The organism is Cohnella hongkongensis (assembly GCF_042654645.1).
Classification (GTDB): Bacteria; Bacillota; Bacilli; order Paenibacillales; family Paenibacillaceae; genus Cohnella; species Cohnella hongkongensis.
On record NZ_JBHSEP010000007.1, the window covers coordinates 219,351 to 239,504 of the forward strand.

A 20,154-nucleotide genomic window follows, 5' to 3' on the forward strand; every position below is an offset into this window, starting at 1 on the left:
ACTAGAAAGTTGCGGAAGAACCGTAGCGAAGATTACTTTGCTGCGGTTCTTTTTTATAAAAAAATCGAACAAATGTTCCTAAAATGCTTGGCAAACGAATGGAAACGCGGTATGATTAAACTATCAAAAGAGATAAGGATGTGGGTGTGTTGTCGGATCGTCGCGCCGCATTAGACATGGCCTTGCGCCAGATCGAGAAGCAATTCGGTAAAGGTTCGGTAATGAAGTTGGGAGAGAGCGCCCAGCGTACGGTTGAGACGGTGTCCAGCGGCGTGCTGGCGCTCGATATCGCGCTTGGAATCGGCGGCTACCCCCGCGGACGGATTATAGAAGTATACGGACCGGAATCGTCCGGTAAAACGACCGTGTCCCTGCACGCCATCGCGGAGGTGCAGCGTACGGGCGGCACGGCCGCCTTCATCGACGCGGAGCACGCGCTTGACCCGACATACGCGCGAAGCTTGGGCGTCAATATCGACGAGCTGCTGCTGTCTCAGCCGGATACGGGCGAGCAGGCGCTGGAGATTGCGGAAGCGCTCGTTCGCAGCGGTGCGGTCGACATTATCGTCGTCGACTCGGTGGCCGCGCTCGTTCCGAAGGCGGAAATCGAGGGAGACATGGGCGACTCGTTCGTCGGCTTGCAGGCGCGGCTTATGTCGCAGGCGATGCGCAAGCTTTCCGGCGCGATCAGCAAGTCGAAGTGCTTGGCGATCTTCATCAACCAGCTGCGCGAGAAGGTGGGCGTCATGTTCGGCAACCCGGAGGTCACGCCGGGCGGACGGGCTTTGAAGTTCTACGCCAGCGTGCGTCTTGACGTGCGCCGCGTGGAGTCGATCAAGCAGGGCAACGACGTGGTCGGCAACCGGACGAAGATCAAGGTCGTGAAGAACAAGGTGGCCCCTCCGTTCAAGCAGGCGGAGGTGGACATTATGTACGGTGAAGGGATCTCCAAGGTCGGCAGCATCGTGGACATCGGCACCGAACAGGATATTATACAGAAGAGCGGCGCCTGGTTCTCCTATAACAACGAACGGCTGGGCCAAGGGCGGGAAAATGCGAAGCAGTACTTGAAGGACAATCCGGAAATTTCGGACAAGATCGAAAAGCAAATTCGCGAGCTTCTGCTTACTTCTTCGACGACAGCCAATCCGGCTTCCTTCTCTTCCGATGAGGACGAGGAAGATGCCGAATTCGCCGAAGAGATTTAACCGCGAAGCAGGCCAAATCATCCAAATAAGCGAGGGGCGGCATAAGCGATGCCGCCCTTTGCGTTTGAGAAAGGGGATAGACGAAACGAATGGAACGAATCCGCAAAGAAGACAGGCTCAAGGAATCGATGAGGAAGCAGCCAATCGGGGGAGCGGTTGTTGTTGGCATAGAGGCTCATCCGAAGAAACCGCACATGTATCGGGTGGCGCTAAGGATAGCTGCAGACCGAGGGAATGCTGATCCAAGGGACGCCGACGCGGACGGGCGGGACGGCGCGGCTTCAGAAAGCGAGGATGGGGCGGACTGGAACGCGAAGGTCGGCGAGCAGGCTGGCGGGGCGGACTGGAACGCGGAGGTCGACGCGCTGATTGCCGGGGCGAAGACGGCAAAGCAGGCCGAGGAGACGGTGTTCACCGTTCATGAGGATACGATCGTGAGCTGGCGCCTGCTGAAGGGGAGAAGACTGACGGCAGCGGAGGTCGAGACGCTCCGGCAAGATGAGCTGAAGGAGGACGCCTATCGAGCGGCGCTGCTCATGCTGGAGAGAAAGCCGCGGACGACGGCGGAGCTGTCGCTTGCGCTGAAGCGCAAAGGGTACGGCCCGGAGGTCGTGGAGGCGTGCGTGAAGCGTCTGCGGGAGAGAAGGATGCTGGACGACTCCGCGTACGCCAAGCGGTTTACGGAGCAGCGGGCGACGGGGCAGCGCAAGGGACGGATGCTGATCCGGCAGGAGCTGCTGCAGCGCGGCGTCGATCGCCGGGACGTGGAGCAGGCGCTCGGCGAGCTGGACGGGGACGTCGAGAAGGAATCCGCGCTTGCGCTCGCCCGCAAGCGCTGGCCTTCGACGAAAGGGAATGACAGGGAACGGAAAATGAAGCTGATGGGCATGCTGCTGCGCAGAGGCTTCCCTTCCGGCGTCGCGAGAATGGCGGTACAGCAGGCTGCGGAGGAATCCGGCGAACCGGAAGGAGAGGAAACGGACGGAGAACGGTCTTTCCATGATCTTTATGATATGGAGGATTGAAGGAGCGATCGCGAATCCGCTTACGGACGTTGCTTGACAATCTAATTTCGCAAAAGATAAAATGATTTTGTATTCCATCTTCCCACTCCGGGCGCTTTTTCCTTCCAAGAAGCGATTCGGAGCGCGTTTTTACGACACTTTTTGCTTTGTTTACACGTAATTAAACGGTTTGGAAACCGGAAAATCAATTGAATAAGTATCCCCAAGCGGTTGCCTTGGTGATGCAACGAGGAGGTGAGAGACCATGATGGACACATGGATCTGGTTCTTGATCGTTCTCGTTGTTGGCGTCCTTTGCTTTGGGATCGGTTATGTCGTACGCAAATCCATTGCGGAAGCCAAAATCTCCAGCGCCGAAGCGGCTGCGGTACAGATCGTGGAAGCGGCCAAGAAGGAAGCGGAAGCGGTACGCAAGGAAACGGTGCTGGAAGCCAAAGACGAGGTGCACAAACTCCGTAACGAAGCGGAACGCGATATTCGCGAGCGCCGCAACGAAATTCAACGCCTGGAAAGGCGGCTGTTGCAGAAGGAAGAGTCGCTGGATCGCAAGCTCGAAGCGTTGGAACGCAAAGAGGAGCAAGTCGCCAACAAAGAGAAGCGAGTCGAAGAGATTCAAGACCAGATCGAAGTGCTGCATAAGCAGCAAATTGCCGAGTTGGAGCGGATTTCCAATCTGACGACCGAAGACGCCAAGCAGTTGATTCTGTCGAGCGTGGAGCAGGAAGTGCGTCACGAGACCGCTCAGATGATCAAGGAAATCGAGCAGCAGGCGAAGGAAGAAGGCGACAAAAAAGCGCGTGACATCATTTCGCTCGCCATCCAGCGCTGCGCCGCGGATCACGTGGCGGAGACGACGGTATCCGTCGTCGCGCTGCCTAACGAGGAGATGAAGGGGCGGATTATCGGTCGGGAAGGCCGCAACATCCGCGCGCTGGAGACGTTGACGGGTATCGATCTCATTATCGACGATACGCCGGAAGCGGTCATCCTGTCGGGCTTCGATCCGATTCGCCGGGAGATTGCCAGAACCGCGCTCGAAAAGCTTGTCGCGGACGGACGGATTCATCCGGCCCGCATCGAGGAAATGGTCGAGAAATCTCGCAAGGAAGTGGACGAACGGATTCGGGAATACGGAGAGCAAGCGACATTCGAGGTGGGCGTTCACGGCCTGCACCCGGATTTGATCAAAATTCTCGGCCGTCTGAAGTTCCGGACGAGCTACGGACAGAACGTGCTCAAGCATTCGATGGAAGTCGCCTACTTGACCGGTCTAATGGCCGGAGAGCTGGGAGAAGACATCACGCTTGCCAAGCGCGCGGGTTTGCTTCATGATATCGGCAAAGCGCTCGACCACGAAGTGGAAGGCTCGCATGTCGAGATCGGAGTGGAATTGGGCAAGAAATACAAGGAACATCCCGTTGTCATTAACAGTATCGCGTCTCACCATGGAGACGAGGAAGCGACTTCGGTTATCGCGATGCTCGTAGGGGCCGCGGATGCGCTCAGCGCCGCGAGACCGGGCGCGCGGCGCGAGACGCTCGAGACGTACATTCGCCGGCTCGAGAAGCTGGAGGCGATCTCGGAATCGTTCGAGGGCGTCGAGAAGTCTTACGCGATTCAAGCCGGGCGCGAAGTGCGCGTCATGGTTCAACCGGAGAAGATCGACGATACGGAGGCGTTCCGCCTCGCTCGCGACATTACGAAGAAGATCGAAGGCGAGTTGGACTACCCGGGACACATCAAGGTAACGGTCATTCGCGAAACCCGGGCGGTCGAATACGCGAAATAAGGTACGCAAAGCAGGGAAGGCTGAGAAGTGGCTGCGGCAACACGCAGCCGCTTCTTCCCTTTTATGAAAGGGATACGGAAAGAGAGCGTGAAGAGGATGAAGATCGTCTTTATCGGCGATATCGTCGGCAATATAGGCAGAGACGCAGTGAAAAGGCTGCTGCCCTGGATCAAGGACAAATATCAGCCGCACATCATTATCGCCAACGGAGAAAACGCGGCGGGCGGGCGGGGCATTAATGCGTCGATCACCCGCGAGCTGTTCGAATGGGGCGTTCACGGCATTACGATGGGCAACCACACTTGGGACAACCGCGACATCTTCGAATTCATCGACGACGAGCCGCGCATGGTCCGGCCGGCGAATTTGCCGCCGGGCACGCCCGGTCGAGGCAGCATGATCGTCAAAGTCGGCGGCAAGGAGCTCGGCGTCGTCAATCTGATCGGCCGCACGTTCCTGCCGCCGTCAGACTGTCCGTTCCGGACGGCGGAGGAGGAGATCGAAGCGCTTCGCCGTCAGACGAAGTGCGTGCTTGTCGACTTTCATGCAGAGGCGACGAGCGAGAAGATCGCGATGGGCTGGCATCTCGACGGTTATGCATCGCTTGTCGTCGGAACGCATACGCACGTGCAGACGAACGATGCGCGGATTTTGCCGGAAGGAACGGCTTACCTGACGGACGCGGGCATGACCGGGCCTCGGGACGGCGTACTCGGCATGGAGAAGGAGACGGTGCTGCGCCGGTTCATTACCGGAATGCCGGGTCGCTTCACGGTGGCCGAGGGCAAATGGACGCTGAACGGCGTGTTCGTGGACATCGACGAAGCGACGGGGAAGGCGGTCCAAGTGCAGAAGATTAGCGTGGACGAGGATAGCTGGATCGCTGTATAGCCGTTGTCAGAATTGTCGGACTTTTTGAGGCCGTGCCTTTGGGGAAAAGAAGGAATTATCGGGCGGGTTACCGAATAAGTATGCCTTAGTGGGCCCAGCCTTCATTTCCGATGAATTCCCGATGCAACCGATGTGCCGACTTAGGCGGGTTGTCATAAGAGGAGGTACTGGTCATGGAAGTATTAAAGGTTTCCGCAAAGTCCAATCCAAATTCCGTAGCAGGCGCACTGGCAGGCGTACTTCGCGAACGGGGCGCAGCCGAACTGCAGGCGATCGGGGCCGGAGCGCTTAACCAGGCGGTTAAAGCAGTGGCGATCGCCCGCGGTTTTGTGGCGCCGAGCGGAGTAGACCTGATCTGCATCCCGGCATTCACGGATATTGTGATCGACGGAGAAGACCGGACGGCGATTAAGCTGATCGTAGAGCCGAGATAATCGGCGGAGAGTATGTGGTTGACCTGTTGTTTGATGATGCGGGCGTTGGCGCGAGGGGCGCCGGGCGGAGCATGATCGATTCGACAGGTTTTTTTGTGTCTGAAAGCGGCGGCCGAAAGATCAGGTATGTCGGGAGGAACGGCGAATGAGAATCGTGGATTTGCATGCCGATGTGCTTTGCAAGCTGCTCGAAAACCCGGGAACCCGATGGCGGGAACCGAGGGCGGGCGAAAGCTCGCCGTTCGACGCGACGCCGGAGAGGCTGCGGCAAGCCGGGGTCGGACTGCAGGTCTTTCCATTGTTTTTGCCTGAGGAGCTGCCGCAAAATGTGGAGACGGTATTTCGCGGCGCGGAATTGTTCTGGAACGACGTCTTGACGGCAAAAGGCTTTAAGCTGATTCGCTTCTCCGCCGATCTGGAGGCGGCCCGGAAGGAAGGCCGGATCGGCGCATTGTTTGCCCTGGAGGGCGCGGGCGCGCTGCAAGGAGAGATGTGGGCGCTGCGGCTGCTGCATCGGCTGGGGCTGCGGCTTCTCGGACCGACCTGGAATCATGCGAACTGGGCTTGCGACGGCGCGACGGAGCCGCGCGGCGGCGGGTTTACGAAGGCCGGCCGGCAGCTGGTGGCGGAATGCGAAAGGATGGGCATTCTGCTGGATGTGTCGCATCTGTCCGATCGGGGCTTCTGGGAGCTGGCGGAGAAGGCGACCCGCCCGTTTCTGGCGTCCCACTCCAACGCGCGGTCGATCGTCGACCATCCGCGGAATTTGACGGACGAGCAGATCAAGGCAATTATCGAGGCCGGCGGGCTGATCGGAATCACATTCGTTCCATGGTTCGCGGCGGCCTCCAGGCCGGCCCGGATCGCGGACGTTCTTCGGCATGTCGATCACGTCTGCGCGCTTGGCGGGGAGAAGCAGGTGGCGTTCGGCTCCGACTTCGACGGCATCTCCACGCATGTGCACGGGCTCGAGCACCCCGGACGTTATCCGGACTTAATGGAGGAGATGCTGAAACGCTATCCGGCCACGTTCGTACATGATATTATGGGGGACAACGCGACTCGTTTTCTGGTAACAAATCTACCTAATTGAACTGTATGAGGAAAATCGATCTCTATTTGGGAACGTTTTCATCGCAAACTGTTATGCGTTCACCAAGCGAATATGTCTTGCATTTTACGTTCGTAAAACATAAGATTTATACGGGTAATAAAATAATATTGGGTAAATCTGTCGAAAATGGACGAACCAGAGATTAAGAGGAGATGGGCACTGTGATCAGTCAACTGTCATGGAAAATTGGCGGCCAGCAAGGGGAAGGCGTGGAAAGCACGGACCGAATCTTCTCTACAGCCCTCAACCGTCTGGGTTATTACCTGTATGGGTACCGGCATTTTTCCTCGCGGATCAAGGGCGGACACACGAACAACAAAATCCGTATCAGCACGAAACCGATTCGGGCAATCTCTGATGACTTGGACATTCTGGTCGCTTTCGACCAGGAGAGCATCGACCTGAACGCAGGCGAGCTTCGTCCAGGAGGTGTCGTGATCGCGGACGCGAAGTTCTCGCCGACGATTCCCGAAGGCGTGCAAGCGCGATTATTCGCAGTACCGATTACAGCCATCGCAGAAGAGCTAGGCACTTCCCTCATGAAAAACATGGTCGCTTCCGGGGCATCCTGGGGGCTGCTTGGTTTGCCCATGGAAGTATTCAATAAAGCGGTAGAAGAAGAATTCGGACGCAAAGGTCCGGCCATCGTCGAGAAAAACGTGGAGGCGGTACGCCGCGGCGCGGAATTTATTCTGGAGCAGGCCGGAGGTCCGCTTGACGAGTTCAAGCTGGAGGATGCGGACGGCAAAATGAAGCTGTTCATGATCGGCAACGAAGCGTTGGCGCTCGGATCGATCGCGGCAGGCTGCCGTCTGATGTCGGCGTACCCGATTACGCCGGCGTCCGAGATTATGGAATATTTGATCAAGAAGCTGCCGAAGTTCGGCGGCACGGTCGTACAGACGGAGGACGAGATCGCCGCGGTAACGATGGCGATCGGAGCGAACTATGCCGGAGCCCGCACGATGACGGCCTCAGCGGGTCCGGGACTATCGCTCATGATGGAGGCGATCGGCCTGTCCGGCATGACGGAGACGCCGCTCGTCATTGTCGATACGCAGCGCGGCGGCCCGTCCACCGGCTTGCCGACCAAGCAGGAGCAATCCGACATCAATGCGCTGATCAACGGAACGCACGGCGAAATTCCGAAGCTGGTCGTCGCCCCGAGCACGATCGAGGAATGCTTCTACGATATGATCGAAGCGTTCAATCTGGCGGAGGAATATCAAATTCCCGTCATCGTCGCAACAGATTTGCAGCTGTCGCTCGGCAAGCAGACTTCGGAACCGCTCGACTACGATCGAATCGCCATCAAGCGGGGCAAGCTCGTGACGGAAGATCTGCCTCCTAACGAGGACAACCGTCTGTTCAAGCGCTACGAGTTTACCGAGGACGGCATCTCGCCTCGCGTGCTGCCGGGCGTGAAGCACGGCATTCATCATGTGACGGGGGTCGAGCACGATCAGGAGGGGCGTCCGTCGGAGAACGCGCTTAACCGCGAGAAAATGATGGACAAACGCCTCGGCAAAATCGAGAATATGCGCATTACGGATGCGGTAAAGGTCGATGCGCCGCACGCGAGCCCGGATTTGCTGATCGTCTCGATGGGGTCGACGGGCGGCACGATCGAGGAGGCTCGCGCCCGGTTGACCGCGGACGGAATGACGACGAACCAGATGATGGTTCGCCAGATGCATCCGTTCCCAAGCGAACTGCTCAAGCCTCATCTCGATGCTGCCAAGCAAATCGTCGTGCTGGAAAACAATGCGACAGGACAGCTGGCCAACCTGATCAAGCTTCATCTCGGGTATCACGGCAAAATCCGCAATGTGCTGAAATACGACGGGACGCCGTTCCTGCCTTCGGAAATTCACAAAGCTTGCAAGGAGCTGAACTAAGATGGCCACATTTAAAGACTTTCGCAACAACGTAAAGCCGAACTGGTGCCCCGGCTGCGGAGACTTCTCCGTACAGGCGGCGATTCAGCGCGCGGCTGCGAACGTCGGCTTGGAGCCCGAACAGCTTGCGGTCATCTCGGGTATCGGCTGCTCGGGACGGATTTCCGGTTACATTAACGCTTACGGCTTGCACGGCATTCACGGCCGAGCTCTGCCGATCGCGCAGGGCGTAAAGCTGGCGAACCGCGAGCTGACGGTCATCGCATCCGGGGGCGACGGGGACGGCTTCGCGATCGGGATGGGCCATACGGTTCATGCGATTCGCCGCAATCTCGACATTACGTACATCGTGATGGATAACCAGATCTACGGCTTGACGAAGGGGCAGACTTCTCCGCGCAGCGCGGAGGGCTTCAAGACGAAGTCGACGCCCGAGGGCTCGATCGAATCGACGCTGTCTCCGCTGGAGATCGCGCTCTCGGCGGGCGCGACGTTCGTCGCCCAGTCGTTCTCAAGCGATCTGAAGCAGCTGACTTCGCTGATCGAGCAAGGCATTGCGCATAAAGGCTTTTCGCTGATTAACGTGTTCAGCCCGTGCGTCACGTTCAACAAGGTGAACACGTACGACTGGTTTAAGGAGAACATCGTGAATCTGGATCAGTTCCCGGATTACGATCCATCCAACCGGATCGCGGCGATGAACAAAATTATGGAGACGGGCGGCATGCTGACCGGCCTTATCTATCAGAACAAAGAGCGCAAGTCGTACGAGGAGCTCGCGGTGGGCTTTAAGGAGGAAGCGATCGTGAAGCAGGATTTGACGCTGCCCCGCGAAGACTTTGACAAATTGTTGGCGGAATTCAAATAAGGCCCGATTCGGGCCGCCGAAAGGAAGCGCGCGGGTTTGTCCCGTGCGCTTCTTGCGTTATACTGGGGAGAGACGCTAGATTCTTAGAAAGGTTGGGTTGTTCATGAGTGGAGCGGAGAGCAGAAAAGTTCCCGTAGGCGTATCGGCCCGCCATATTCATCTGTCCCAGGAGCACGTGGAGGCGCTGTTCGGCGCGGGGGCGAGGCTGACGGAGTTCAAACCGCTGTCGCAGCCGGGACAGTTCGCAGCCAACGAAACCGTTGCCGTGTTCGGACCGAAAGGTTCTTTTCCTAAAGTACGCATTCTTGGGCCGGCCCGCAAGGCGACGCAGCTGGAAGTGTCCCGCACGGACGCGTTCGCGCTTGGCCTGAATCCGCCCGTTCGGGAATCCGGCAGCATCGAGGGAACGCCCGGCATCCGCATCGTCGGTCCGGCAGGAGAAGTGACCGTGGACAAGGGCGTCATCGTCGCCGCCCGCCATATTCATTTTCATACGACCGATGCAGAACGGTGGGGGATTCGCGATAAACAGCTGCTGAAGGTGAGAGTCGGCGGCGAACGCGGCGTCGTCTTCGAGCAGGTGGTCGCCCGGGTCTCCGACGCTTTCGCGCTCGACATGCACATCGACACCGACGAAGGCAATGCGGCAGGCGTAAGCACCGGCGACTATGCGGAAATTCTCGACGAGCGTTGAAGCATCAAGTCATGGGCCGTCTTCGGGACGGCCTTTCTTTGATTCTGCTTCACATTGACCGTCATCGCAGTTCGATCATGGATTAGGTCGGGCGATTGTGCTATAATTTTTTATTGATGCATTCCTCTTGCATAATGAACCGATTAAGGAATTAATCATAGAAGGAAGTGGGATCCGAATGACGCAGGAGGCCTCCAATCGATCGAAGCCGGCGGATCAGGCCAAGGATTACAGCAAATACTTCGACTTCTCCGGCGCCAAAGTCATTTCCGAGGATGCCAGCGGCAGAACGATCCGTCTGAACGGACGGGATATTCATATCGTCTCCGAACCGAACTACCGGCAGGAGAAGCAGCGCGGCAAGGAGGAGGTCAAAGTCCTCTACGACAATGCCGTGCCCGCCGAGCTGAAGACGCTGGGGCTCGGGAGGAAATATTTGATTTATACGTACGGCTGCCAGATGAACGAGCACGACACGGAAGTGATGCGCGGCCTGTTCGAGGAGATGGGCTACGAGCCGACGGAAGACCGGACGGACGCTGACGTCATTCTGCTGAATACGTGCGCGGTGCGCGAGAATGCGGAGGACAAGGTGTTCGGCGAGCTCGGGCATCTGAAGGTGCTGAAGCAGCAGCGTCCCGAACTGATTCTCGGCGTATGCGGCTGCATGTCGCAGGAAGCGTCGGTCGTGAATCGGCTGATGCAGAAGCATGCGCACGTGGATCTGATTTTCGGCACGCACAACATTCATCGTCTGCCGCATTTGCTGCAGGAAGCGCACTTCGGTAAGGAGATGGTCATTGACGTCTGGTCCAAGGAAGGCGACATCATCGAGAATCTGCCCAAGAAGCGGACCGAAGGGCTGCGAGCCTGGGTGAACATTATGTACGGCTGCGACAAGTTCTGCACGTACTGCATCGTGCCCTACACGCGGGGCAAGGAGCGAAGCCGGCTGCCGGAGGACGTCATTGCCGAGGTCCGGGATCTCGCGCGTCAAGGCTTTAAGGAGATTACGCTGCTCGGGCAGAACGTGAACGCCTACGGGAAAGATTTCACCGACCGGAATTACCGCTTCGGGGATTTGATGGACGATATCCGCAAAATCGATATCCCTCGAATCCGGTTTACGACGTCGCACCCTCGCGATTTCGACGACCATCTGATCGAAGTGCTGGCCAAGGGCGGCAATCTGGTCGAGCACATCCATCTGCCGATGCAGTCCGGAAGCAGCGAAGTGCTGAAGCGGATGAGCCGCAAGTACACGCGGGAGCGCTTCCTGGAGCTGGCGCTGCGCATTCGCCGGGAAATTCCGAACGCGGTGCTGACGACGGACATTATCGTCGGCTTCCCAGGGGAGACGGAGGAGCAGTTCGAAGAGACGCTGACGCTTGTGCGCGAAGCGGGCATTACGTCCGCCTATACGTATATTTATTCTCCGCGGGAAGGGACGCCTGCGTTCGACATGCCCGACAACGTGCCTTACGAGGTGAAGCAGAAGCGGCTGATGCGGCTGAACGAGGTGATCGGCGAGCTGTCGCTCGAGCATCACCAGTCGCTCGTCGGCCAAGTCGTCGAGGTGCTCGTCGAAGGAGAAAGCAAGAGCAACGCGAACGTGCTTTCCGGCCGCAGCCGCTCCAATAAGCTGATTCATTTCGAAGGGAAGAAGGAATGGATCGGCGAGTTCGTGCAAGTGCGGATTACGACGGCGCAATCCTGGTATTTGAAGGCGGAAGTCGTCGAGGCGCCGGCGCTGCCCAGCCAGGCGGTCTAAGAGGGAAGTTTCTAGAGGTACGAGACAAGAGCGGAAGGAAGAGGTTAAATGTCAGCACATGCACACGGTCATCACCACGATCATGACCACGATCACCATCACGAGGGCGCTTGTTCGATGCCGTCCTTCGACAATCGCGAGCTGATCGTTCGCGAGGATATTTTGAGCAGGGCGCGCGAGCTGGCCCAGCTGATTACGACGACCGAAGAGGTCGACATTTTTCAGAAGGCCGAGAAGCGAATTCAGTCGCACGAGCGGGTCCAAGGGCTGATCGCCCAGATCAAGAAGAAGCAGAAGGAGCTTGTCGCGTTCCAGAATACGTTCAAAAATCAGGCCATGGTGGAGAAAATCGAAGCGGAAATCGAGGAGCTCCAGGACGAGCTCGACGGTATTCCGATCGTCCAGCAGTTCCAGCAAAGTCAAGTAGACGTCAATTACATGCTGCAATCGATCATATCGATTATTCGCGATACGGTGGCGGAGAAGATCGACGTTGAAGCGGCGAAGCCGGCCGAAGCGCCGGAGCAGTGCGACTGATTCCCCGCAGCCAGGCGATCGAACGACCGCAGCCCAAAAGACCGCGCCTCTGGCGCGGTCTTTTGGGCTGTTCGGGCAGCTGCAGGTCAATAACGGACGAGGGCCCGCCAGCGATCAGCGGGTTGATGCGGGGGCGATGCTCAGCGTGGCGGTGCGTTGATCGAACTGCAGCGTATAGCGGTGGTTGGAGGCGAGCTTCCACTTCTGCAGCCATTGCGCGGATAATCGGAGCCGATCGTCCGACAGGTTGGCCGGGACATGCAGACGGAGCTTGGCAAGATGCTTGCCGCTTCGGACGGTGACGATCGAGCCCTGACGCTCGGGAATGCCGAGCCGGGACAGCAGCTCGTAGCCGACGGAAAGCGCCCCGGCGGCAACAGGTCCGGAAGCGAGTGAAGCGACCGTCTCGCTGAGCGGAGACGGGGAGATCGTCAGCGATTGGTCGCTCGGATTGTAAGTAAGCGCGTATCTGCGCAGAGCGGTAAGCTTGAATTGGCGGGCGAGAGCATAGTTCATCTCCATGAAGTCCGCGAAGCATTCCCGTCCCTCGAGAAATTGCAGCTGAATCGGCTGTTTGATGCTGCCGCGTTTTAACGTCAGTTTCGCAGTGCGGGGGATCGTCAGCAGCTCGGAGGCCATCTCCGAGCAATTCAAGGTCAGGACGACGGTATGAGGGGGCAGCTTGGCGATAAATAAATCGAGACGACCGGTGGCCATAGGTAAGGCACGCTCCTTCAGGACAAGAAAACTAATGAATCCTTTCACTGTATGCGCAGAAGGAACGGCCTGTTTGTACCATCGTCCTGAAACCGGCCAAAGAACTCCCTACCGCCCAGGGAGCGGCAGAGAGTTCCGGAAGTCGAGGCGGGGCGGCCGGCTAGCTCCGTGTTTGGCTAGCACGGTGCTCGGCTAGCTCCGTATTCGTTAGCGCCGGATTCGGCTGGCGGGACGTATAAGCGGCAGCACGGGACGAAGCGCGACGATGACCAAGGTAGCTGCAACCGCCTTGATCGCATCCCCCGGCAAATACGGGTACATCCCCGCGCGCAGGGCGCCGGCGATCGTGTCGTACTTCTCGCTGTCCACGACATGTGCGAGCCAGGGCACGCCGGTTATGTACATGATGAGGGAGCCGAAGGCGAACATGGCGATCAGCAGCAGGAGCTGGCGGGAGCGGCCGATTTTTCTCGCCGATCCGTAGATCCGGTCGGTCGTCCAGCCGACGAGGAAGGCTGATACCGGGAACATCCAAATAAATCCGCCGGTAGGTCCGGTCATCTGGGCGATGCCTCCGGAGCCGTTCATCAGCGGGAGACCGATCGCGGTCAGGCCGACGACGAGAAAAATGCTCCAGAACCCGTAAACGGCGCCGAGCAAGCCTCCTGCCAGCATGATAGCGAATTGCTGAAGAGAAATCGGAACCGGCGTGAACCCCAGATTGATCTTGATGAAGCTGCCTGCGATGAATAATGCGCCGAACAGGGAGATGAAGACGATTCCCCGTATCCGCGAAGGGGTAGAATTCGACATTGTCAAAAAGCCTCCTAAATGTTAACCTGTATTCGTGTGGTTGGTTAACAATGGTGATTGTAGCATGGGACGTCCCGATTGAAAAGAGGGAATTACGCATATGGGGAATCAAGCAGAACCGCTCGCTTCGGTCGGACATGCGGCATCGGTTGCGGCCGTGTCCGGCGTCGGGAGCGGGCTTGACGGTCAACTGAGCGGAAAGGAAGGGCCTCTAGAGCTGGATGGCGTGACGGTCGGCGGCGGGGAGGAATCCGCCGCCGAATCGGCCTTCAGGCTGAAGGAGGCGACGTTGACGCTGTCGGCGGGAGAGTGGTTAACCGTCGTCGGCGTCAACGGAAGCGGCAAGTCGACTTTGGCCAAGCTTCTGGCCGGCCTTCCGCTCGATCGCATGAGCGGAGCCGTACGGCGAGGCTTTGCAGGCAGCGGGGTCAGCCCGATCGTGCTGCAGCAGCCGAAGGCCCAGCTGTTCGGGGAAACGCCTCGAGAGGAGGCCGTATTCGCACTGGAATGGCGAGGCGTCCCTTCCGGCGAGATCGTTCGGCTTGCGGACGAGGCGTTGCATCGGGCAGGCTTGGCCGCTCTGGCGGACGAGCCGTGGGAACGGCTGTCCGGAGGCCAGCAGCAGATGGCGGCGGTTGCGGCGGCAACAGCTTACCCTTGGCCGCTTCTCGTGCTGGACGAAGCGACTTCGATGCTGGACGAGGACAATCGGGACGCGGTTCTGCGCAGGGCGAGAGAGCTGCATTCGAGCGGCGCCGCCGTCGTCTGGGTGACCCAGCGGTTGGATGAGCTCGGACCGGACGACCGCGTCGTCGCCGTCGGGGAAGGCCGCATCGTGTTCGACGGCAGAGGCCGGGAGTTTCTGTACGGTCCGGCCCTCGAAGGCGCTTCGGTTCCGGGCGGCGCCCCCGTTCCGGGGAGAGGGCTTGGGGACGCTTCGGGGAACGTGGGGCCATTATCCCCTTGCCTCAGGGCGGGGTTGAGATTGCCCTATTTAATGGAGCTGGCGTTGGAGCTGAGAAAACGGGGGAAGCTGAGCGACCCGCTGCCGGTGACGGAGCGGGAATGGCAGAAGGTATGGGGGCAGGCGGAAAATGAGTAAACAAATCGCGGCTTCCGACAGGTCGATGACGATACCGCTCCGCTTGGACGGCATCCGGTGGAGGCGGGGAGCCGAAGGAGCGGAGACGTGGCGCTCGGAAGGCTTGACGCTGGCGCCGGCTTCGATCGTGCTGCTAATGGGCGCGAACGGCGCAGGCAAGTCGACGCTGCTGGAGAAGATCGCCGGCCTTAGGCCGCCGGAAGGCGTGCTGGCCGGCTACGGCTCGGATCGGCTCTGGCGGCGAGGCCGCATTCGGCAGCGCAAGCTTCGCTTAAGCGAACAGGCGCTGCTTCGCTACAGTTACGCGAGCCAGTCTCCGGAAGAGGGGCTGTTCGCCAGAAGCGTCGGCGACGAGCTTGACTATTCCTTGCGCCCCTACGGTTTGGCGAAGGAGGAAGGCGAGCTGCGCCGCAAGGCGGCTTTGCTCGCGGTGGACTGGGAGAGCGAGGAGTGGCTGGCGCGCGATCCTTACTTAATGAGCGGCGGAGAGAGGCGGCGGGCGGCGCTGGCGGCGGTGTTCTCGGCGCCGGCGCCGTGGCTGCTGCTCGACGAGCCGACGGCGGGACTGGACGGGGAAGGACACCGGACGATCGCGCGCCGGCTGCAGGAGCTGCGAGCCGAAGGCCGAGGAATTCTGCTCGTCTCGCACGACTCGGATTGGGCTCTGCCGCTTGCCGATGAAGCGCTGCTGCTGGATGCGCGGGGCACGCTGCGGCTGTGCGGCCGGGAGGAGCTGATCCGGCATCCCGAATGGCTGGCGGAAGCGGGCATGCGAGTTCCGGCCTGGCTGCAGGCCGCTCACCGGCTTTGGCGGAGCGGTGTCCCCGCCGGGCTGGCGTTGGATCCGGCGGCAGCGGCGGCCGCCTGGCAGCCGGAGCGCTGGGAGGCCGGCGGAATGCGTCAGGAAACAGACGCCCGAGAGTGGGCCAGCCGTACCCGGCAGGAAACAGATGCCCGAGAGTGGGCCAGTCATACCCGGCAGGAAGCGGGCGAGCGAGAGAAGGACGGTCGTCCGAAGCGCCGGGGGAGGGCTGCCGCATCCGGGCACCGTCTGACAGGCTTCGATCCGAGGTCGGTATGGCTGGCGTATGCGCTGATCAGCTTCGGGCTGTTCGCGCTCACAGATTGGCTCGGACTTGCGGTCGGGGCGGTTTTGGTAGGCGCGCTGCTGCTTGCCGGCCGCATATCGCTGCGGCGCTGGCGGGCGCTGATCGCGAACTATGCGGTGTTCTCGGTGGCGACGTCGGCGATCTTCGCTTCCGGAGCCGGAGGCGAGTGGGCGGTGCGGGGCGAGGCTTTCGCGGATACGCTGTTTACGTTCGGCCGTACGATGCTCATATTGCTGCTCGGGCTGGCGATTCCGCTCGTCATGTCGCCGCTGTCGCTGAGAAGGTCGCTGGAGCAGATGGCTTCGATCGGCGGCAAAAGCCCGGAATGGGCGCAAAGAGGAATTTTGGCGGTCGCGCTGATTATGCGGTTCGTGCCGGTGCTGCTGGAGCTGTGGGAACGCTTCGCGAAAATCATCCGGGCCCGCGGGAAAACGCTGGCCCGGGGGCCGGTCGCGTTCGGCCGCAAGCTGCGCGATACCGCTTTGCCGTTCCTGCTCGCGCTGTTCCGGCTCGGAGACGAGGTGGCGCTGGCGCTGGAGAGCCGGGGCGTGGGCGGAACGAACACCCCTACCCGGGCGCAGCGGCTGAGCTGGCGCGCCCGGGACTACGCACTGGCGACGGGCGCGCTGCTGCTCGCGGCAGGGCTGTGGGCGGTCTTCCGTCTCTAGCTAGGCGAGTCGTTGTCCGGCTTGATCTTAAGCGTGACGGTCGTTCCTCGGCCCGGCTCTGAAGCGATCGACAGCCCGGAGGCATAATCGTGGGAGAACAAGCGGATTCTCTCGTGCACGTTATACAGGCCGAAGCTTTCTGCTTCCGTACCGGCGGCAGGAGACAGCGAGCGCTCCAGACGCTCCGGCGGAATGCCGACGCCGTCGTCGGCCACCTCGATCAGAAGCCAGGCCCCTTCCAGCCGGGCCGAGATGGAGATCGCGCCGTGCTTGGGTCTTTTCTGATAGATGCCGTGAAGAACGGCGTTCTCGACGATCGGCTGCAGGCTCATCTTCGGCAGCCGGCACGCCATAGCCGCCTCGTCGACATCGTACCGCATCCGGATGCCGCTGTCGTCGCGGGTATTATGAATGTGCACGTACGAGCGGATCAACTGGAGCTCTTCCGCCAGCGTCACGGCGTCCCGTCCCTTGTTCAGGCTCAGTCGGAAGTAGGTGGAGAGCGCCTCGATCATGTCGCTGATCTCTCCGGCGCCGCGGCGAACGGCCATCCAGTTCATGCTGTCCAGCGTGTTGTACAGAAAATGCGGATCGATCTGCGCCTGAAGCGCCTTGAGCTGGGCGTCCCGCTCGTGCAGCTTGGAGCGGTAGGACTGCGCGGTCAGATCGTGAACGGTCTGTACCATGCGGGAGATCGCGCTTTCGAGCTGCCTCAGATCGCCCTTGGTTTGCGGGAGGCTGCCGTCGAACTGGTCGGCCCCTTCGGCTCTCAAGCGGCGGATCATATCGCGAATGCGCTTGCTCAGACTTTCCGCCACTGCCGCGAAGGCGAGAACGAGAATGAATATAAAGACGACGGAGACGATGCCGAGCAGCAGCACGGCGGACATTTTCGTCAGCACGACGCTCTCTCCGGACAGCTCCGAGGTCGGCAGCTTGGCGACCAGCGTCCAGTCGGTATCCGGAATCCGTCGAAACAAGTAGGAGTAGGCGCCCTTTTCCTCGTGGAAGCTGCCTTCGGAGGCGGAGGCCATCTGCTCCGTCCGGCTCTCGTCGAGAGCGGCCGTCGAGCCGAGCTTGGCCGTGTCCGGATGGGAGACGATGCGCCGCTCCCTATCTACGATGAACACTTCCTGAGAAGGGGTGAGGGACACTCTCCTCACGATATCCTGAAGCCAATCCGCCTTAATGTCCACGCTCAGCACCCCGATGACGGAGCCGTATCGGAGCGGGTCATGGATCATGCGGACAGCCGATACGATATCCGCCTCCTCCTCCCCTAAGTACGCTTGCTTGTAAGCGCCCCGCCAATCGTTCGCTCCGTTGCGGGCGAGCATGCTCCGGTACCAAGAGGAGCCGCGATCAAGCCGATCCATGGAGAAGAAATGAAGATTTTCCCGGGAGTAGGTCAGCTTCGGGTCGACGAACAGACGAATCCGGTGGATGCCGCGATTGCGCTCCGCGCTTGCCAGCAGCTTCTCTAGCGTCTGGAATTCCTTGAGCTGCTCGTGCGCCGGACGATCGGCCCCGCTCAAATACTCGGCGATGACTTCGTTAGAGAGCAGGCTGTCGGAGACGCTGGAGACGCTGTCGAGCACGTTCGAGATGTTGTATTGCGCCTGGTTCAGCGTCTGCAGCATCGATTCGCTCATATCCCGCTCAATAATGGCGGACGTCTGCCGATAATACGCGTAAAACAGCAGGCATCCCGGCAGCAGGATTAGCGCAATGTAGAGCACGATCGCTTTTTTCGTGATGTTGGCCCCGAAAAAAGCCCTCAAGTAGCCCCGCAGCCTTCTCCACCCGTTCATAGCCCTCTCTCCCGGAATTCGCCCGGCGTATAGCCCGTCATCTTCTTGAACAGCTTGCCGAAGTAGCCCGGATCCTTGTACCCGACGGCATAGCAGACGTCGTACAGCCTGTTCGCCGGATCGGCCAGCAGACGCTTCGCCTGCGCGATTCTCGTCTCGATGACGTAATCGTTCAAGGTCATGCCCGTCTCCTGCTTAAACAGCAGGCAGACATAGGTCGTTGTCAAATACACGGACGAGGCGATCCGCGCGTTCGTCAGCTCCTCCGCGTAATGCTCCTCGATATACCGCCGGATTTGGGCGACGACGTTGTGCGTTTTTTTCTCCCGCTTGGCGGAGATTTCACCGAAGACCAGCCTCAGATGGGAGAGGACGGATTCGCGAAGCTCGGACATCGTCTCGCTGGCCGAGATCGCGGTCCACAGCCGCAGCTCGCTCTCCTCGAGCCGGTCGCCCGGCAGACCCAGCTCGAGCCGCAGCTCGGAGCATACGGCCAGCAGGCGGGCGCAGGCGATTCTCGACCGTACGACGCCGTCGGCGCGTTCTCCGGCGGACAGCATCTCTTCCGCCGCGGCCCGCACGGCGTCCCAATCCGGACTTCGGAGCAGGGCGGCGATCTCCCGGGCGTCGCCTCCGCCGCGAGAAGGATGAACGGGGACGGCGCTGCCCGCCAGGACGTCCATCGTGATGACGTTGTTTTTGCCCAAGTACCATTTATGCTCCGCCGCCTGGGAGGCCAAGCGGTAGGCTTCCGGCAGCGCCTCCCAGCTTTCGGCGGTCGGACCGACGCCGATCGTCACGTTCAGTCTGAGCAGCCGGTTGATCTGCTCCTTGATCTTCCCGATGAACGCGAACAGGCCGTCTTCGTCGGAATCGGAATCGAGCCGAACGATGCCGGCGTATTCCCCAGGGCGAACCTCGAAAGCATGCCCTGCTCCGACGGCGTTCATAAGGTCCTCGCACACGTTAAGCAGGACGAACGATCGAAGCTGCCGCTCCTTCTCCGGCACGGCCCCGAACGTCTGCGCGTAGTCGTCGATTCGGACGGCGAATACGCTCAACCGGATCTCGTCCACCGGCAGCCGGATGCCAAGGAACGCGAACCGGTCGCGCAAAGCCTCCGAATCCTGAACGCCGTCCAGCACAAGGGCGGTCAGATGCCGTTCGCGCAGCAGCGGAATGCTCTGGTTCAGCTTGATTCTCAGCCCGTTAAGACGGTCGCGGTCCGCTTCCTCCTCGTCGAGCTTGCGCACGACCCGGCCGATCAGCTCGCTTAGCTCGTGCAGGCGAACCGGCTTCAGCAAATAATCGACCGCGTCCAGCTTGATCGCCATTTTCAAATAGTCCAAATCTCCGTACCCGCTTACGAATACGATTTTCGCCGGATGCTCCGCCTCCGCGAGCCGCTGAGCCAGCGCGATGCCGTCCATATGCGGCATCCGCACGTCGGTCAGCACGATACGGACGTCCTTCGCCGCGAGAATCGCCTGCAAGGCGATCTCCCCGTCCTCGGCTTCTCCGGCCACTTCGATGCCGAAGGCGTTCCAGTCGACGCATTCCCGCAGGCCGGACCGGACCGAGCTTTCGTCATCGACGATAAAGAGCTTGTACATGTTAAAGTCCCCCCGAATTGAAGTCGAAAACTATACAGCAGCACCGTAAAATCGTAATCCGCTCCCCTATAAACCCGAACAGGAGAGCGGTT

At 59.9% G+C, this 20,154-nt stretch carries 17 protein-coding genes; 13 read left to right on the top strand and 4 right to left on the bottom strand.

The features are described from left to right. The first annotated feature begins 149 nt into the window (after positions 1-149). The 11 genes from recA to ACFO3S_RS12310 all read left to right on the top strand — a co-directional run bounded on the left by recA (position 150) and on the right by ACFO3S_RS12310 (position 12,229). Positions 150-1,208: a recombinase RecA gene (gene recA / locus ACFO3S_RS12260; protein ID WP_378095983.1), complete on the top strand. Its 1,059-nt coding sequence runs from the start codon at positions 150-152 to the stop codon at positions 1,206-1,208. 89 nt (positions 1,209-1,297) lie between these two features. After that, entirely contained in the window at positions 1,298-2,233 is a 936-nt protein-coding gene (locus ACFO3S_RS12265) for a regulatory protein RecX (protein ID WP_378095986.1), read from the top strand. Positions 2,234-2,480: 247 nt separating this feature from the next. Next, positions 2,481-4,022 carry a ribonuclease Y gene (gene rny, locus ACFO3S_RS12270; RefSeq protein ID WP_378096091.1) on the top strand — a complete coding sequence of 514 codons (1,542 nt, stop codon included), beginning with the start codon at positions 2,481-2,483 and terminating at the stop codon, positions 4,020-4,022. Between the two features lie 96 nt (positions 4,023-4,118). Then, positions 4,119-4,913 carry a TIGR00282 family metallophosphoesterase gene (locus tag ACFO3S_RS12275; protein WP_378095989.1) on the top strand — a complete coding sequence of 265 codons (795 nt, stop codon included), beginning with the start codon at positions 4,119-4,121 and terminating at the stop codon, positions 4,911-4,913. A 173-nt stretch (positions 4,914-5,086) separates the two neighbouring features. Then, positions 5,087-5,347, top strand: a complete 261-nt coding sequence (gene spoVS / locus ACFO3S_RS12280; RefSeq protein ID WP_027084382.1) for a stage V sporulation protein SpoVS — start codon at positions 5,087-5,089, stop codon at positions 5,345-5,347. Positions 5,348-5,492: 145 nt separating this feature from the next. After that, complete coding sequence (locus tag ACFO3S_RS12285) at positions 5,493-6,440, top strand: dipeptidase (RefSeq protein ID WP_378095992.1); 948 nt, start codon at positions 5,493-5,495, stop codon at positions 6,438-6,440. 182 nt (positions 6,441-6,622) lie between these two features. Beyond that, positions 6,623-8,359, top strand: a complete 1,737-nt coding sequence (locus ACFO3S_RS12290) for a 2-oxoacid:acceptor oxidoreductase subunit alpha (protein ID WP_378095995.1) — start codon at positions 6,623-6,625, stop codon at positions 8,357-8,359. 1 nt (position 8,360) lies between these two features. Next, on the top strand, positions 8,361-9,227 hold the full coding sequence (locus tag ACFO3S_RS12295; protein ID WP_378095998.1) for a 2-oxoacid:ferredoxin oxidoreductase subunit beta: 867 nt from the start codon (positions 8,361-8,363) through the stop codon (positions 9,225-9,227). A gap of 103 nt (positions 9,228-9,330) precedes the next feature. Continuing rightward, on the top strand, positions 9,331-9,921 hold the full coding sequence (gene pduL / locus ACFO3S_RS12300) for a phosphate propanoyltransferase (RefSeq protein WP_378096001.1): 591 nt from the start codon (positions 9,331-9,333) through the stop codon (positions 9,919-9,921). Positions 9,922-10,099: 178 nt separating this feature from the next. Beyond that, positions 10,100-11,692 (top strand): tRNA (N6-isopentenyl adenosine(37)-C2)-methylthiotransferase MiaB, encoded by a 1,593-nt coding sequence (miaB, locus tag ACFO3S_RS12305; protein ID WP_378096004.1) that lies wholly within the window; start codon positions 10,100-10,102, stop codon positions 11,690-11,692. Positions 11,693-11,740: 48 nt separating this feature from the next. Beyond that, a complete protein-coding gene (locus ACFO3S_RS12310; RefSeq protein WP_378096007.1) occupies positions 11,741-12,229 on the top strand; it encodes a YlbF/YmcA family competence regulator in 489 nt (162 codons plus the stop codon). A 114-nt stretch (positions 12,230-12,343) separates the two neighbouring features. Here ACFO3S_RS12310 and ACFO3S_RS12315 read toward each other — a convergent pair whose 3' ends face one another. Together ACFO3S_RS12315 and ACFO3S_RS12320 are read right to left on the bottom strand one after the other, a co-directional pair. After that, positions 12,344-12,946 carry a hypothetical protein gene (locus ACFO3S_RS12315; protein ID WP_378096010.1) on the bottom strand — a complete coding sequence of 201 codons (603 nt, stop codon included), beginning with the start codon at positions 12,944-12,946 and terminating at the stop codon, positions 12,344-12,346. 207 nt (positions 12,947-13,153) lie between these two features. Then, entirely contained in the window at positions 13,154-13,759 is a 606-nt protein-coding gene (locus tag ACFO3S_RS12320; RefSeq protein ID WP_378096012.1) for a biotin transporter BioY, read from the bottom strand. A 100-nt stretch (positions 13,760-13,859) separates the two neighbouring features. Here ACFO3S_RS12320 and ACFO3S_RS12325 point away from each other — a divergent pair, with 100 nt between their 5' ends. After that, positions 13,860-14,861 carry an energy-coupling factor ABC transporter ATP-binding protein gene (locus ACFO3S_RS12325; RefSeq protein WP_378096015.1) on the top strand — a complete coding sequence of 334 codons (1,002 nt, stop codon included), beginning with the start codon at positions 13,860-13,862 and terminating at the stop codon, positions 14,859-14,861. Further along, positions 14,854-16,638 carry an ATP-binding cassette domain-containing protein gene (locus tag ACFO3S_RS12330; RefSeq protein ID WP_378096018.1) on the top strand — a complete coding sequence of 595 codons (1,785 nt, stop codon included), beginning with the start codon at positions 14,854-14,856 and terminating at the stop codon, positions 16,636-16,638. Before ACFO3S_RS12325 ends, ACFO3S_RS12330 begins: the two co-directional genes overlap by 8 nt. Here the strand turns inward: ACFO3S_RS12330 and ACFO3S_RS12335 are convergent. Further along, on the bottom strand, positions 16,635-18,449 hold the full coding sequence (locus ACFO3S_RS12335) for a cache domain-containing sensor histidine kinase (RefSeq protein ID WP_378096021.1): 1,815 nt from the start codon (positions 18,447-18,449) through the stop codon (positions 16,635-16,637). The two genes, ACFO3S_RS12330 and ACFO3S_RS12335, sit on opposite strands and share 4 nt — an antisense overlap. After that, complete coding sequence (locus ACFO3S_RS12340; RefSeq protein ID WP_378096023.1) at positions 18,446-20,062, bottom strand: response regulator transcription factor; 1,617 nt, start codon at positions 20,060-20,062, stop codon at positions 18,446-18,448. Before ACFO3S_RS12340 ends, ACFO3S_RS12335 begins: the two co-directional genes overlap by 4 nt. Between the last annotated feature and the right edge of the window lie 92 nt (positions 20,063-20,154).

What these genes read in the sequence shown, in the direction of transcription:
- ACFO3S_RS12335 (WP_378096021.1), bottom strand. Translation starts at nt 18,449, where the DNA reads ATGAACGGGTGGAGAAGGCTGCGGGGCTACTTGAGGGCTTTTTTCGGG.
- ACFO3S_RS12320 (WP_378096012.1), bottom strand. Translation starts at nt 13,759, where the DNA reads ATGTCGAATTCTACCCCTTCGCGGATACGGGGAATCGTCTTCATCTCC.
- rny (WP_378096091.1), top strand. Translation starts at nt 2,481, where the DNA reads ATGGACACATGGATCTGGTTCTTGATCGTTCTCGTTGTTGGCGTCCTT.
- ACFO3S_RS12265 (WP_378095986.1), top strand. Translation starts at nt 1,298, where the DNA reads ATGGAACGAATCCGCAAAGAAGACAGGCTCAAGGAATCGATGAGGAAG.
- ACFO3S_RS12285 (WP_378095992.1), top strand. Translation starts at nt 5,493, where the DNA reads ATGAGAATCGTGGATTTGCATGCCGATGTGCTTTGCAAGCTGCTCGAA.
- ACFO3S_RS12315 (WP_378096010.1), bottom strand. Translation starts at nt 12,946, where the DNA reads ATGGCCACCGGTCGTCTCGATTTATTTATCGCCAAGCTGCCCCCTCAT.
- spoVS (WP_027084382.1), top strand. Translation starts at nt 5,087, where the DNA reads ATGGAAGTATTAAAGGTTTCCGCAAAGTCCAATCCAAATTCCGTAGCA.
- ACFO3S_RS12275 (WP_378095989.1), top strand. Translation starts at nt 4,119, where the DNA reads ATGAAGATCGTCTTTATCGGCGATATCGTCGGCAATATAGGCAGAGAC.
- pduL (WP_378096001.1), top strand. Translation starts at nt 9,331, where the DNA reads ATGAGTGGAGCGGAGAGCAGAAAAGTTCCCGTAGGCGTATCGGCCCGC.
- ACFO3S_RS12310 (WP_378096007.1), top strand. Translation starts at nt 11,741, where the DNA reads ATGTCAGCACATGCACACGGTCATCACCACGATCATGACCACGATCAC.
- ACFO3S_RS12325 (WP_378096015.1), top strand. Translation starts at nt 13,860, where the DNA reads ATGGGGAATCAAGCAGAACCGCTCGCTTCGGTCGGACATGCGGCATCG.
- miaB (WP_378096004.1), top strand. Translation starts at nt 10,100, where the DNA reads ATGACGCAGGAGGCCTCCAATCGATCGAAGCCGGCGGATCAGGCCAAG.
- ACFO3S_RS12330 (WP_378096018.1), top strand. Translation starts at nt 14,854, where the DNA reads ATGAGTAAACAAATCGCGGCTTCCGACAGGTCGATGACGATACCGCTC.
- ACFO3S_RS12295 (WP_378095998.1), top strand. Translation starts at nt 8,361, where the DNA reads ATGGCCACATTTAAAGACTTTCGCAACAACGTAAAGCCGAACTGGTGC.
- ACFO3S_RS12340 (WP_378096023.1), bottom strand. Translation starts at nt 20,062, where the DNA reads ATGTACAAGCTCTTTATCGTCGATGACGAAAGCTCGGTCCGGTCCGGC.